This is a genomic window from Pseudoclavibacter endophyticus (assembly GCF_008831085.1).
GTDB lineage: Bacteria > Actinomycetota > Actinomycetes > Actinomycetales > Microbacteriaceae > Pseudoclavibacter > Pseudoclavibacter endophyticus.
In genome coordinates this window covers 2,126,730-2,140,218 of sequence record NZ_WBJY01000001.1, presented here as the reverse complement: position 1 = coordinate 2,140,218, position 13,489 = coordinate 2,126,730, and the positions used below count along the sequence as shown (strand labels likewise).

The following is a 13,489-nucleotide window of genomic DNA, read 5'->3' as shown; positions in this document are numbered from 1 at the left end:
CCCGAAGGGACGCCGCTCCCGCCTGACCCCCCGCGCCCCCGAGCCGGCACCACCCGCAGCGACACGCACGAACGAGGATGCACGCATGACCCCGACCAGGACCAACTCGCCGGTGCTCGTGGTCGGCACGGGGCTGCTCGGCACCTCCGTGGGCCTCGGGCTGCGGCGGCTCGGCGTCGACGTGCTGCTGCGCGACGCGAGCCCATCGGCGCTGCGCCTCTCGGTCGATTACGGGGCGGGCCGCCCCGCACCGGCCGTGCGCGCCACCGACGCGCGCGAGGCCGACACGCCCCGCATCGTGGTCGTGTGCGTGCCGCCCGACGTGGCGGCGGAGGTCGTGGGGCAGTCGCTCGTGGCGTGGCCGGATGCCATCGTCACCGACGTCGCGAGCGTCAAGTCGCAGCCCCTTCAGCAGCTGCGCGACGCGGGTGCCGACCTGCGGCGCTACGTGGGCTCGCATCCGATGGCGGGGCGCGAGACGGGCGGGCCCCTTTCGGGGCGCGCAGACCTCTTCATCGGCCGACCGTGGGTGATCGCGACCCATGAGGACACCACGGTGCACGGGCTGCAGGAGATCGAGGGCCTCGCGCTCGACCTCGGCGCGACGCCGGTGCCCATGTCGGCCGACGACCACGATGAGGCGGTTGCGCTCATCTCGCACGTGCCGCAGCTCATCTCGTCGCTGCTCGCCGCGCGGCTCGTCGATGACGAGCACGACGCGAGCGCCCTCGCCGGCCAGGGGGTTCGAGACGTGACCCGGATCGCGTCGAGCGACCCGACGCTGTGGGTGCAGATCCTCGCGGCCAACGGGGCGCGCGTGGCGAAGGTGCTCCGGCGCTTCGCGGCCGACCTCGACGAGGTGGCCGGGGCGCTCGAGGGCGTCGACGAGCCCGGTGCCAGGCGCCGCATCGCCGAGGCGATCGCGGCCGGCAACGACGGCGTCGCGCGGCTGCCCGGCAAGCACGGCAAGCGACGCGAGTTCGCGAGCGTGACCGTCATGATCGCCGACCGACCTGGCCAGCTCGCCCGCCTCATGACCGACATCGGCGACGCCGAGATCAACATCGAGGACTTCCGCATCGAGCACTCGCAGGGCATCGAGGTGGGGCTCGTCGAGATCCTCGTCGTGCCGGAGGCGCGGGCGAAGCTCGTCGACGAGCTCACGAAGCGCGATTGGCGGATCGCCGCATGACCGCCGCGAGCACCGAAGCGCCCGCCTTTCACCGCGTCGTCGTCGCAGTCGACGGCCCGAGCGGCAGCGGCAAGTCGTCGGTCAGCCGTGCGGCCGCCGAGCAGCTCGGCTTCGACTTCCTCGACACCGGCGCCGCCTACCGGGCACTGACCTGGCTGGGTCTCGAGCGCGGCATCGACCTCGACGACGCCGATGCCGTCGCCGCCCTCCTGCCGGAGTTCGAGGCGACGTACCGCATCGCGCTGCGGCCGGCCGAACGCTGGGTCTACGTCGCCGGCACGGACGTGACCGAGGCGATCCGCACGACCGAGCTGTCGCGACGCGTCTCGGCGGTCGCGCGCGTGCCGCGGGTGCGCGAGGCGCTGAACCGCACGTTCCGCCGCGTGCTCGCCGAGGGGGATGCCCCGGGCGCGATCGCGGAGGGCCGTGACGTCACGACGGTGGTGGCGCCAGATGCTGCGGTGCGCATCCTGCTGACCGCCGACGAATCCGTGCGCATCGAACGCAGAGCCGCCGAGCGGGCGGGGGAGGACCGCGTCGCCGTGGCCGCCTCGGTCTCGCAACGCGACGCCGCAGACCGCCGCGTCGTCGACTTCATCGAACCGGCGCCCGGCGTGCGGGTGCTCGATTCGACGAGGCTCGACGTTCGCCAAACCATCGGTGCCATGGTGGAGCTCATTCGCGAGCGCTGTGGCCTCGACGCCGCCGGCACCGACGAGAAGGAGTCTTGATGACCGACGAAACCGACCCGAGCATCCCGCCAATCGACGACGACGCCCACGACGCTGCGGCGCACGACCCCGAGGCGCTCGATGCGTTCGCGCGCCGGGTGAACGAGCTCGACGACGACATCGCAGAGGCCCGCACCCAGTCACTGCGGCAGTCGCTCGACGACTACGAGCTCGAAGACGACGACGTCGAGCTGCTGCAGGGCCACGAGACCGACGCCGATGGAACGTATCTCATGCCGGCGCTGCCCGTGCTCGCGATCGTCGGCCGCCCGAACGTCGGCAAGTCGGCGCTCGTGAACCGCATCATCGGTAGGCGCGAGGCCGTCGTGGAGGACACGCCCGGCGTGACCCGCGATCGCGTCTCGTACAAGGCCGAGTGGGGCGGCCGCTGGTTCACGCTCGTCGACACCGGCGGCTGGGAGCCCGACGCGAAGGGCATCGACCGCTCGGTTGCGCAGCAGGCCGAGGTCGCGATTGAGCTGGCCGACGCCGTGCTCTTCGTCGTCGACGCCAACGTGGGGGCGACCGCGACGGACGAGCGTGTCGTGCCGATGCTGCGGCAATCCGACAAGCCCGTCATCCTCGCCGCCAACAAGGTCGACGATGCGGTGCAGGAACCGAACGCGGCGGTGCTGTGGAGCCTGGGGCTCGGGGAGCCCCGGCCCGTCTCGGCGGTGCACGGACGCGGGGTCGCCGACCTGCTCGACCACATCATGACGCAGCTGCCCGACGTGTCGAAGGTGGCGAAGGAGGAGTACGGCGGGCCGCGGCGCGTCGCAATCCTGGGCCGTCCGAACGTCGGCAAGTCGAGCCTGCTCAACAAGGCGGCGGGGGAGGAGCGCGTCGTCGTCAACCCGCTCGCGGGCACCACGCGCGACCCCATCGACGAGCAGGTCGAGCTCGGCGGCCACATCTGGCGCTTCGTCGACACGGCCGGTATCCGCCGCAAGGTGCACCTCCAGCAGGGCGCCGACTTCTACGCGTCGCTGCGCACGACCGCGGCGCTCGAGAAGGCGGAGGTCGCGGTCGTCGTGATCGACGTGATCGAGCCCATCGGCGTGCAGGACGTGCGCATCGTCGACCTCGTGCTCGAGTCGGGCCGGGCGCTCGTGCTCGCGTTCAACAAGTGGGATGAGCTCGGCGACGAGCGCCGGTGGCAGCTCGAGCGCGAGATCGAGCAGGACCTCGCGCACGTGGCGTGGGCGCCGCGCGTGAACATCTCGGCGAAGACCGGGCGGCACCTCGAGAAGCTCGTGCCCGCGCTCCTGACCTCCCTCGAGAGCTGGGACACGCGCATCCCGACCGGGAAGTTCAACGCGTTCCTCGCGGAGCTCACGCAGGAGTTCCCGCACCCGCTTCGTGGCGGGAAGCAGCCGCGCATCTTGTTCGGCACGCAGGCGCAGTCGCGACCGCCGACCTTCGTGCTGTTCACGACCGGCTTCCTCGACCCCGGGTACCGCCGGTTCATCCAGCGGCGCCTGCGCGAGATGTACGGCTTCGTTGGCAGCCCCATCGTCGTGAACATGCGGGTGCGCGAGAAGCGCAAGCGGCGGTAGGCGTCGCCCTGCGGGCGGGGGCCGTGCGGGCGGCGGCCGTGGCGCACACGCTGCGCCCAGTAGGCTTATCGCTGGCGGTCACCCCGCCGAAACGCCTGCTGCACCGCGCTGCACTGCACCGCTCTGCAGCCTGGGCCAGCAACACCGGCGCCGTACCAATTCGCCCGCACCGACGGAGGATGCACCCATGACCGACGACTTCATGCAGACCCAGCGCGAGTGGCTTTCGCGGGTGGCGTTGGCCGAGTCGATGATCCCTCTCATTGGCAACCTCTACCGCGAGCACAACGTGGTCACCTCCATTCACGGGCGTCGCCTCATCAACCTCTCGGCGATCGAGGTCATCAAGGCGCACCGCTACGCGCGCCGGATCAACGACATCGAGCTCGAGCTCGAGAAGACCCTGCCGATCCTGACGGCGATGCAGACGCTCGAGCTGACGACCGCGTCGATCGACCTAGGTCAGCTCGCGACGCGCTTCGACGAGCGCGGCGGCGACCTCCTCGAGTTCCTGCAGACCGAGCTGGCCGACGTGATCGGCATCTCGCCGGAAGACTCCGGCGCCGATGTCGTGCTCTACGGGTTCGGGCGCATCGGCCGTCTGCTGGCGCGCATCCTCATCGCGCACGCCGGTGCGGGCAAGGGGCTCCGCCTTCGCGCGATCGTCGTGCGGAAGGGGTCGGACGACGACCTCGAGAAGCGCGCGAGCCTCCTGCGCCGCGACTCAGTGCACGGGCCCTTCGCGGGCACGATCACGGTCGACACGACGAACAACACGATCCTCGCCAACGGCTCGCTCATCCAGGTCATCTACTCGAACGACCCGGCCGCGGTCGACTACGAGGCGTACGGCATCCGCAACGCGATCGTCATCGACAACACGGGCCGGTGGCGCGACGAGGCCGGCCTGTCGCAGCACCTGAAGTCGAACGGCGTCTCGCGCGTGTTGCTCACGGCGCCCGGCAAGGGCGGGCTGCCGAACATCGTGCACGGCATTAACCACGAGGACATCACCGACGAGCACCGCGTCGTCTCGGCCGCCTCATGCACGACCAACGCGATCACGCCGGTGCTGAAGGTGCTCGACGACAAGTTCGGCGTCGAGCACGGCCACGTCGAGACGGTGCACTCGTTCACGAACGACCAAAACCTCATCGACAACTTCCACAAGGGCGCGCGCCGCGGCCGGGCCGCCGGGCTCAACATGGTGCTCACCGAGACGGGCGCCGCCAAGGCGGTCGCCAAGGCCCTGCCCTCCTTCGCGGGCAAGCTGACCGGCAACGCCATCCGCGTGCCGACGCCCGACGTGTCGATGGCCGTGCTGAACCTGCGCCTCGAGCGCGCGGCGACGCGCGAGGAGGTCAACGTGTACCTGCGACAGGTGGCCCTGAACTCGAACCTGCGCCAGCAGATCGACTACATCGAGTCGGGCGAGGTGGTCTCGAGCGACTTCGTCGGCACGACGCGCGCCGGCATCGTCGACGGGCTCGCGACCATCGCCGACGGCACCAACCTCGTCGTGTACGTCTGGTACGACAACGAGTTCGGCTACTCGTCGCAGGTCGTGCGCATCGCCGAGCACCTCGCCAACGTGCACCCGGCAGTGGTGCCGACGCGCAAGGAGATCAGCGAGCTGTAGGGCACGCGATACGCGCGCGACTACGGATGCGCTGGCGCCCGTTCCGGTGATTCGGGGCGGGCGCTGGTGCGTGTGGGGGCGGCACGCGCGGCCGGCTGGCGGCTTCGCACGAGGGGTGCGGATGCGCTAGAGTACTCAGGTTGCTTCGGCGACATCGGGATGTGGCGCAGCTTGGTAGCGCACTTGACTGGGGGTCAAGGGGTCGCAGGTTCAAATCCTGTCATCCCGACGGAAAAGCCCTGGTGAGAATTGGTTTCTTGCCGGGGCTTCGTCATGCCTGCGACGGGTTCCGTTGGCCGCCTTCTAGTTCCTCACACGATGTTGCTGGCCGGTCGTGGATAGTCAACCGGATTCTCCCGCAGGTATGCGAGCGTCCGGTGGAGTTCCGGGCGGCTGGTGCTCCGCCCGGACTGACCTCGGTCGATGAACTCAGCAGAGACGAGGGCGCCCAGACCGTGCGCCTGCTTTCTTGTTCGCCTCGCGCGGGCCGGGCCCGCGAAGCGGTCCCGTTCGCCTCCTCTCTGCGCTTGCTGGGCTCTCGAGTCGCGGATGTAGGAGACGGCCGACATCGAGGAGCACGCAGCGAGGTGATCGGAGAGTGCTGAGGGGAGGGTCACCTCTCAACCCTGACCGCGACTTGGTGTGGGCCCTGCATATGCTGTGGCCATGGCTAGCGTGGCGGAGGGAGGTGTCCTGTTGCTCGTTGAGGCTCCCATGATGACAACTGCCCCCCGGTGTTGAAGCCAGTGGTCGCGGGCAGCGCCAGCGAGTATCAGACCGTCATGAGGATGTAGTTCCTCGGCGCAAGGTAAGCACCTGACGGGGGACGTCCGCCCTTATGTGCGCCTACCGTGCTGAGTAGGGTCACAATTCAGCGCCAGCCAGTCTCTTGTGGACTCCTGCGTCGCTGTATCCCTTCGGACCGGATACGCCAGGTCGCCATCGACAAGCGGCGTCATTGTGGGGGGAGCGTCAGAGCACGGTGATGCTGTAACGGCGCTTGGGGATGCGTGGGTAGCCTCGTTTGATCCGGCTTTCCCCGTGCAGGATCTTTAGGAGTCGGTCATGAATGTCGTTGAAGTCGAGGTCGAACGAGTCCTGCGAATTGGTGATGCGGTTGTACGGTCGCCCAAGGTGCAGGAAGGTCTCGACGATATGGTCGGCCGACGCGGTTGGAGAGGCCCGGTCCAGGAGACGCAGTACCAGGGGCACGTCGCGCCCATTTCGGTCCTCACCGACCCGGGCAATGCGCGCCACGTCGGAGGGGTCGAGCGCTGCCCGGTGCTGGTCAGCGTAGACGGCGACGGCCTGTAACGCTGTCCAGTCGTCCTCCGGTACGTACTCGTTCACGTTCGCGAGGATCTTGCCCGCAACCTTTCTTGAGCAATGGTCGTCGGCGAGTGCGTCGGCGACCATTCCATCGATGAGGGCAGCGCTCAGGAAGGATTCCACTCCTTTGGAGACCTTGATGGCGGGGCCAAGGGCGGCCCAGCCTCCGGCACGCAGGTGGGTGAAAGTCTCCGCCTCGTCACTGACCAGTCCGGCCTCAAGTAGGCGCGCGAAGAGGTCGCTTTCTTCGGCGTTGATTTCCGTCGCAGGAAGCGGCGTGGCCGGCTCTAGGGAGGTGACGAGAGCAGCGCGCGTCGGCGCTGACAGCTCGCGGGCGTTGAGGATGGCGAGCGCTGCGGCTTGGCGGTCGCACTCGTCACCATTAGGGCCGGTGGTGTCTCCGTCCTCGTCGACGTGGATAGTTGTGGCGTCCTCCAGCAGCCGCGCGAGCTGTTCGTCGATAGAGCCGACCGTGCCGCGGTAGGTCTCGACGTTGGACAAGGACGAGCGGAATAGCTTCGCTTCGGCAAGTGCCTTCCATGTGACCGGCGGGGCGTTGCGCACGTTGCGCAGTCGAGCGGTCGGTGAGGTGCGGGAGAGAAGGTCTGCGAACGCGCTAACACCAGGCTCCTCCTGCACCTCGGACTGCTGCTCGTCTGCCCGCTGCGCGACGATGTCGGCGAGCACCTTGGCGAGGGTTCGCGGCGCGGTCACCGCAGCGGTGGTCTGCTCGTCGTTGTCGACTGCGGCAAGGTAGCTGGGGAGGTGTGCCAGGGCGTAGGCGTATACCGTCTCGTTCCCGGAGTCGTCGTCTGTGAGCGTGTCGAGGTGCACTGAGTCGGAGTCCTGCAGGCCCAGGGCAGTGCGAAGGTTGGCAGCCGTCAGGGCGTACCGGTTCCCCTCGACGACGAGCATGCGGATCTCGTCGTTCAACTGCGTGAGCTCGGGGATGACGACGTCGCCGCGGCGCAACATCGTGTTGAGGCGCTGAGGCAGCCCTTGGGAGGAGGCATGTTGGGCTTCATCGTCGGGCGATTGCTGCGCGTCTGGTGCTTCGCGTTTTTCGGTGAAGACGGACATGGTGCGGTAGTTTGCGGTGACGAAATCGCGGACGTGCTCACCGAGGTTGTAGGTCGCGTCCGGGTCGAACGCTGCTAGCGCGGCGTTGACCAGCGCTACACGCGCGTCGGCTGGTACGTTCTCGTCCGAGGCGAGGTAGGTGAACACCTCTTGCCAATGACAACGCGTAAGAAGCCCTGCGAGTTTCTCGCGCTGAGCCCTCTTCGACGTGAAGTACGCGGAAAGAAAGCTGCGTGCGCTCTCATCAGGCCAGTTGGCGATGAGGTGCCGCGCGACTGTACTGGCACCGGCATCATCGGTCTCTAGAAGGTGGTTCACTAGGTCGATGTTGTACGCGGCGACCGTGTTCAGCAGGTCCTCGCCAGCTTCCTCGCCTTCGAGGAGAAGGTTTGCTGCGGCCCCTTCGCGTTCGTCCTCCTTCGGGCGGCTTAGGTCGTAGTCGATGTTCATGACGTTCGGCTGGACGTGCTGGACCATGAAGTTCGCGACGTCGACGCCGGTGAAGTTGCCGTAGAACTGGGCGGCGTATAGCGAGAAATTCCGGTCGATGTAGCCGCGCCGGATGAGGTCGCGTGCGAGCTCGGACTTCAACGTTGCGTCCATGAGGTCCGCGAATGTGTGCGGGTCTCCGGCGTTCTTCAGGCGTGTGAGCTTCTTCGACGCAGCCGCACCGTCTCGCAGCGTCACCGTAAACTTGGTCGTGATGAGGTCGGCGAAGTCGGCGCGTCGTAGTGCCTCGATCTCGGCTTCCTTCATTGCTACCTCGGTGCGGATGGCGTCCGAGTCGAATGTGGCCCACCGGTCGGCGTCGAGAGCTTCGGGGAAGAACACCTCTAATCCAGCGCCGTCGAAAGCGTGCCCGACCGCGGTGGCGCCCCCAGACGCCTGCTGGGACAGCACGATGTCGAGGGAGCGGGCCTCTGCGACAGCGGCCCAGAAGTCGTAATCGTTGACCTTGTCATTGCTGAACTCTCGGGTGCCAACCTTGAGCCGGTAGAGCTTCCACTGCTTGTACTGTGACGACTGTGCGGCTCTTACTGTCGACGCGAAAAGGGCAAGGCGCTGCCCGAGCTGCTTGGCGCGCGGCTCACGCTCGCGGAACCGCTCTGGCATGGCTAACAGGTCGCGGATGCGCTTCTCGTGGGCGTCAATAGTTTCGCGCGTGAGGCGCTGAGCGTAGTTGTAGATCTTGTCCAGGTCGCTGTCGCGGCGCGTGATGTTCTCGAAATCCTCCAAGTGGAAGTTCTTATACACGACCAGTGCGAACAGGTGCGTGGCATCCAGCCCGGGGGCAGGCGTAGTGGGCGCAGCCGGCTCCAAGAGGCGCTCGGCGAAGATCAGATACTCGTTGCACATATTGCGCATCAACCGCATGTCGGTGCAGTGCTGCGCCACCGTGTTGACAAGCCGTGAGTCGATCCCGGTGATGTCACGTTCGTCGAGCAGCATGGCCAGCAGGTCGCGTGCGTTGCGGTGCGAAATGAACGGCACCAGCGGGATAACAATATCGAAGAACTTCGTCCGATTCGCCCGTAGGGTCTCCGCCGCAGCTTCATCAAGCTCAGGCGTCGGTAGCGGTTCCTCGTCCTGATCTTGAGGTCCACGTGCGGTCCCGGCCGCGGCACGCTTGGACGAGCGCTCGACCAGCGTGGCGTCAATCTGACTGAATACGCTGTCGCGCACCGCGTATATGAACCGCAGCGGCTCGCCCAGACCCAGCACACGTCCAGCCCACGGGTACGGGAGCCGCGCCTCGAGACGACCGGGCCACTCCTCGTTGACTCGACCGAGCACATGCGAAATTCCGCGTCCGATACGGTTCCCCTTGCGCTTTCTGCGCCGCCCGGGAGTGTCGTTGAGCAGCACATTCAACTCACGCAGTGCCTCGAAGATGTTCGGGTCCTCGAACCTGTCGAGGTCCTCGAAGATGATGATGTCCTTCGGCTCCTGCGCGAAGTAGTGGACGATCTCGTCGATGTACTTGTCGAAGAACGTTTGCGGCTTCTCCGAGAGCGTGAGGCCGGCGCCGGCGGCGGACATGTCCTTCACTTGGTAGCGGCCATGAGTCAACAGCCGGACCACGGCCCCCAGCGCTGTCACCAGCACAACTGCGGTGATCCAGATAGCCACCCGTAGCCACGTCGCATCCTGCGCCGTGGGCCACTGAAGTTGTGGCAGCACGCCGAATACGTATGCCAGGCCCACAAGTGGGAGGACGACCGTCGCGGACTGTACGAACGCCTTGCGCCAGCTTAGGACCGCGATCTTGGTGAACCGTGAGTTCTTCCCGACCTTCTCCGAGGCGCCGTAGAGCAACAGCTTGACGATCTCCTTCTGAATGCGGTTCGTCGTGCTCTCGCCCTCCTCCCCGGGCGCGAGGGTCGAAATGGCGAGCCGCAGAACCTCCCTTCTGTTCTTGGCCTCGAACTTGTCCAGCACGCTTGACTTGCCCGCGCCGTAGCGGCCCGTCAGCGCGATGTTCAGGTTGTTCGGGTCCTTGACCGCCTGTTCCAGGCGCTTCAGGTAGGTGCCGTGGTGCTTCTCCTCGTACTTGGGCGTCAGCGATTGCAGCGGCTTGTCAGCAGACTTCTTCGCGACCGTCGGGCCGGCGCCGGCACCCGGGGCAGCATCAGTGGTGTTCTGCACAGGCACGGTGCCCGGGTCCGGTTGAGTGTCCGTCCCGGTCTCAGCGTTTGAAGTGCGCGGCCCGGTGTTCCCCTGCACGTCGGACGAGCCGGCGGCTTGACCCTGCCCGGATTCTTGTCCAGCGTCCTGCTGTGGGTCCTTCACTGTGCTCCCTTCGTGCGCGTCTCGCCATCCCCGAGACCTCGCTCGACTCGCCGCGCCTGGCACTCATGGCTCGACCGTCACGGAGGAGCACCCGAGCCTCCTACTCGGGACTATCCACTTTAGTTGAGCGCACGGACACCATCCCTAGCGCGCCGCCAGTGTCGGTATGGGGACTATGGCGAGATGAGCAACTAGAATGGGTGTCACCCATGGGGTGTGCTTTCCATTGGGCGACGAGGCTCCCGAGATGACAACTCCCCCCCCCGGCAGTGTCAGCTTCAAATGGCCGCGAGGAAAGCTATTGAGCGTCAAATCGCCCACTATGGGGCATGGTCGCCGCGAACTCAGCGCGAGCTAGCGAAGGCGCTGGCGGGAACAGGGGGAAGTCCTTGGGGGCGTGTCGCCACGGTCGGGGTTCGGCATGACTCGTTCGCCGCGAGCGATCTACTTGCTACGCATGACCCGCGCCGCCGCGCTGATGAGGTCGGCGACCACCGCCAGCACAAGATCGCACTCGGCCACCACGTCAGCCGGTGACTGCGAGTGACGGGCTGCCGAGGTGCTACGCGGGTCGACGTAGTCGAGTTGGTGCACGATGTCGTTTCGGGCCCAGAAGAAGCCGCCCAGTGCATTGATCCGGGCCGTCGGCACGGCACTGTTCGATGCCGAGTAGGTCGCGAACACGGGATCGCACGTCACCGCTGCCTTGATTACTGGGCTTCGTCTTCGCTTCGACATACAGCCTGACGAGTTCAGCGCGGTGCTCCGGTCCTTTCACGGCCGCCTTGAACCCGCTGGTCGGGTTCAAAAAGTGCTCGTCCAGGCAGATGTCGAACTTCATCGCTGCCGTCGAGCCTGCCTTCTCGACCAACTCCGGCAGGCACTCGGCGACCAAGGTCTGGCACGAGGCGTCCAAGCCGCTAGACGTGAAGACGAGAGCGGCCCGCAGCAGGTCGACCTCGTCGCGCCGCAGGCGCCCCTTGCGCGTTGGTCCTCTTGGAGACCGTGGCCTTGTGGACCACGTTGAACGAGTCGATGAGGCCGCTCACGCTTGCGTGGGTGGCCACGAGGTACCGGTGAGCACGTCGGACCTTTGGCGCATGGCCGCTAGGCGCCGGCGGCAGCGCTCGGAGCGACTACCACGGCCGCCGCCGGGGGTGGCGTTCGGCTGCCATCACAGGATCCCCACGGAGAGGTCGTCCCTGATCCACGCCCGGACTGCGTCGGCAACGCTGTCCTCGGAGGATAGGTCCACGGACTTGTAGATCTTGCCGACGAAGTCGGTCGGCATCCTCTCGATCGACCCGTCCTTCAGTAGCGCCACGCGCCGCCCCGACATGATCATGGCGCCGACCTCGATGAGCAGGTTGTGGTTGAGGCCCCTGTCGACCCGGTCCTCGAAGTAGCCCACCCCGTACCTGCTCGCCCACACGTGCGCGATGACGTTATCCCAAAGGTCGTCGACGAGGGCGCGGTCCGAAGCCAGGTGGAACTCCAGTCCGGCCTCGGCGCAGACCTCCTTCGTGACCGCCAGGGCGCGGCCCACCGGGTCGGCAGTCCCAGCCTTGGCGTCCGGGAACCGCGTCATTCCAAAAACGTTGGTTTCGAACGGGTGATCGGCGAGAAAGCCCCGGAGGGGTTGGACCAGGCCGGGCGGCGCCATGTGCACGGGAACCAGCGCATGCTCCAGCCGGCCGAGCACGGGGGCGTTCTGGTGCGCCGACTCAGCCACGAGGGCGACGAGGTCCAGGCCGGTCATCTGCTCCCCGACCCTCGCCTGCCCGGTGGGAGTCACCTTATACGAGGCCCGCCCTGGCTGCTTCGCGAAGTACTTCTTGGTTGCGAGCGCCCCAAACAGGTTGCCGATCTTGCCGGGCTCGGGGAGGGCGAAGTCGTGGAACAGCCTAGTGACGGCGGCGGGGGAGAAGGTTCGGTCTTCCGCCCGGCTTGCCGCCAGGTGGCCGAGCACGAGCACCTGCTCCTGCAGGCCGAGCCGCTGCAGGCGCAGCGCCACCGGGTCGTGGGCGCTCACGACTCAGACGCGCCGACCGTCTTGAGGTAGGCCTCCCCGTCCGGGGTGATGCGGATCTTCTTGTCCTGCGTTGAGCGGTTGGCGTAGTTCGATCTCTTGGCGGCGTTGAAGGCCGCGGTGATCTGCTTGTTCGGCACCCCGTTTCCGAGGTGGTCCGTTAGCCAGTCGATCTCCTTATTGGTGAGGGCCTTCACGTCGTTGACCTTGGCGATCTCCAGGGCCCAAAGCAGCCTGTCCTTGTTCTGCTTCATCTTGGAGTAGGGCGGGAAGCCGTCCAGCTTCGTGGGGAACTCGTCGACAGCGGCGAACGCCTCGGGCGTCTTCGCCTTCGTCCCTTTGCTAGAAGCCCGGGTCCTGGTCCCGTTACCTGACTTCGGGAACTTGAAGTCCCCGTCAAAGATGCCCTGGATCTTGTTGGTGACGTAGTACTCCTCGCCGTCGCCCTGGGCGATCCAGCCGGCCTGGACCGCGGCGGAGAGGTCCCGGCTGAAGTTGCCCGGGGGGGTTTCCCGTGCCCGGCGGAACTGCGCCTTCACGTCCTCGACCTTGAAGGTCTCCCCGCCGTCCTGGAGGACGTACTCCGCCAGCGCGATGATCTTCTCGGGGTTCGTCTTCGCGCCCGAGAGGTCGAGAGCCTCCCGCGCGCTTGCAACGGCCTGGCCTCCCTGCTGGCGGGTCCGCGCGCCGGCCGACGGTCGCCCCCCCTCGGCGCCGCCCCCCGGCGCCGGCCCGAGCGTTGGCTCTGATCCCTCTGCTGCGTTGAGGAACGTGATGATCTGGGCTGCCTGAGGGGCCGTGATCTCGTCCTCATACGAGATCTTGCCGCTCAGCGTGAGGGTGATTGCGTTGTCGCTCATGGTCGAAGAGTAGTACATCGGGACGTAAATGTCCCGATGTATGACTTCGCGACTTGGAATTTCCACGTTGCGGCGCGCTCGGGAACCATCACAGCGTAAATTCCGTGTTCCTAGACAACGGTATTCGAGAGTTACCGTCGCCGACGGCCGCCGTAGTCCCGACGACGCAGGCCGGGTGATGCCTTGCCGGGCGCAAGGTCGCAGTGCGGCTCGGCCCCCGAAGTTCCGCCACGGGGCGCGAAGTGAGCACCGGAGACGGCGGCGGGCCGCCCGGGCGGGACGC

9 protein-coding genes and 1 tRNA gene are annotated in these 13,489 nt (G+C 67.0%); 5 read left to right on the top strand and 5 right to left on the bottom strand.

The features are described from left to right. The first annotated feature begins 85 nt into the window (after positions 1-85). The 5 genes from F8O04_RS09630 to F8O04_RS09610 all read left to right on the top strand — a co-directional run bounded on the left by F8O04_RS09630 (position 86) and on the right by F8O04_RS09610 (position 5,347). Entirely contained in the window at positions 86-1,192 is a 1,107-nt protein-coding gene (locus F8O04_RS09630) for a prephenate dehydrogenase (protein ID WP_158028994.1), read from the top strand. Then, positions 1,189-1,923, top strand: a complete 735-nt coding sequence (cmk, locus tag F8O04_RS09625; RefSeq protein WP_158028993.1) for a (d)CMP kinase — start codon at positions 1,189-1,191, stop codon at positions 1,921-1,923. The genes F8O04_RS09630 and cmk overlap by 4 nt, the downstream gene beginning before the upstream one ends. Beyond that, the gene (gene der / locus F8O04_RS09620) at positions 1,923-3,479 is read left to right on the top strand and encodes a ribosome biogenesis GTPase Der (RefSeq protein WP_158028992.1); all 1,557 of its coding nucleotides are present in this window, start codon (positions 1,923-1,925) and stop codon (positions 3,477-3,479) included. Before cmk ends, der begins: the two co-directional genes overlap by 1 nt. Positions 3,480-3,666: 187 nt before the next feature. Further along, the gene (locus tag F8O04_RS09615) at positions 3,667-5,118 is read left to right on the top strand and encodes a glyceraldehyde-3-phosphate dehydrogenase (protein WP_158028991.1); all 1,452 of its coding nucleotides are present in this window, start codon (positions 3,667-3,669) and stop codon (positions 5,116-5,118) included. 155 nt (positions 5,119-5,273) lie between these two features. Beyond that, positions 5,274-5,347 (top strand) — tRNA-Pro (locus tag F8O04_RS09610). Positions 5,348-5,429: 82 nt separating this feature from the next. On the opposite strand, the gene F8O04_RS15290 is transcribed toward F8O04_RS09610, so the two are convergent. The 5 genes from F8O04_RS15290 to F8O04_RS09585 all read right to left on the bottom strand — a co-directional run bounded on the left by F8O04_RS15290 (position 5,430) and on the right by F8O04_RS09585 (position 13,206). Beyond that, positions 5,430-5,687, bottom strand: coding sequence for a recombinase family protein (locus F8O04_RS15290; protein WP_225735000.1), 258 nt, complete (start codon positions 5,685-5,687; stop codon positions 5,430-5,432). Between the two features lie 403 nt (positions 5,688-6,090). Then, complete coding sequence (locus F8O04_RS09600; protein ID WP_188726182.1) at positions 6,091-10,317, bottom strand: YobI family P-loop NTPase; 4,227 nt, start codon at positions 10,315-10,317, stop codon at positions 6,091-6,093. 444 nt (positions 10,318-10,761) lie between these two features. Further along, positions 10,762-11,016, bottom strand: a complete 255-nt coding sequence (locus F8O04_RS09595) for a hypothetical protein (protein WP_158028988.1) — start codon at positions 11,014-11,016, stop codon at positions 10,762-10,764. A gap of 475 nt (positions 11,017-11,491) precedes the next feature. Continuing rightward, entirely contained in the window at positions 11,492-12,349 is an 858-nt protein-coding gene (locus tag F8O04_RS09590; protein ID WP_158028987.1) for a hypothetical protein, read from the bottom strand. Then, entirely contained in the window at positions 12,346-13,206 is an 861-nt protein-coding gene (locus F8O04_RS09585) for a hypothetical protein (RefSeq protein ID WP_158028986.1), read from the bottom strand. The genes F8O04_RS09590 and F8O04_RS09585 overlap by 4 nt, the downstream gene beginning before the upstream one ends. Between the last annotated feature and the right edge of the window lie 283 nt (positions 13,207-13,489).

What these genes read in the sequence shown, in the direction of transcription:
- F8O04_RS09615 (WP_158028991.1), top strand. Translation starts at nt 3,667, where the DNA reads ATGACCGACGACTTCATGCAGACCCAGCGCGAGTGGCTTTCGCGGGTG.
- der (WP_158028992.1), top strand. Translation starts at nt 1,923, where the DNA reads ATGACCGACGAAACCGACCCGAGCATCCCGCCAATCGACGACGACGCC.
- cmk (WP_158028993.1), top strand. Translation starts at nt 1,189, where the DNA reads ATGACCGCCGCGAGCACCGAAGCGCCCGCCTTTCACCGCGTCGTCGTC.
- F8O04_RS09630 (WP_158028994.1), top strand. Translation starts at nt 86, where the DNA reads ATGACCCCGACCAGGACCAACTCGCCGGTGCTCGTGGTCGGCACGGGG.
- F8O04_RS09585 (WP_158028986.1), bottom strand. Translation starts at nt 13,206, where the DNA reads ATGAGCGACAACGCAATCACCCTCACGCTGAGCGGCAAGATCTCGTAT.
- F8O04_RS15290 (WP_225735000.1), bottom strand. Translation starts at nt 5,687, where the DNA reads ATGTCGGCCGTCTCCTACATCCGCGACTCGAGAGCCCAGCAAGCGCAG.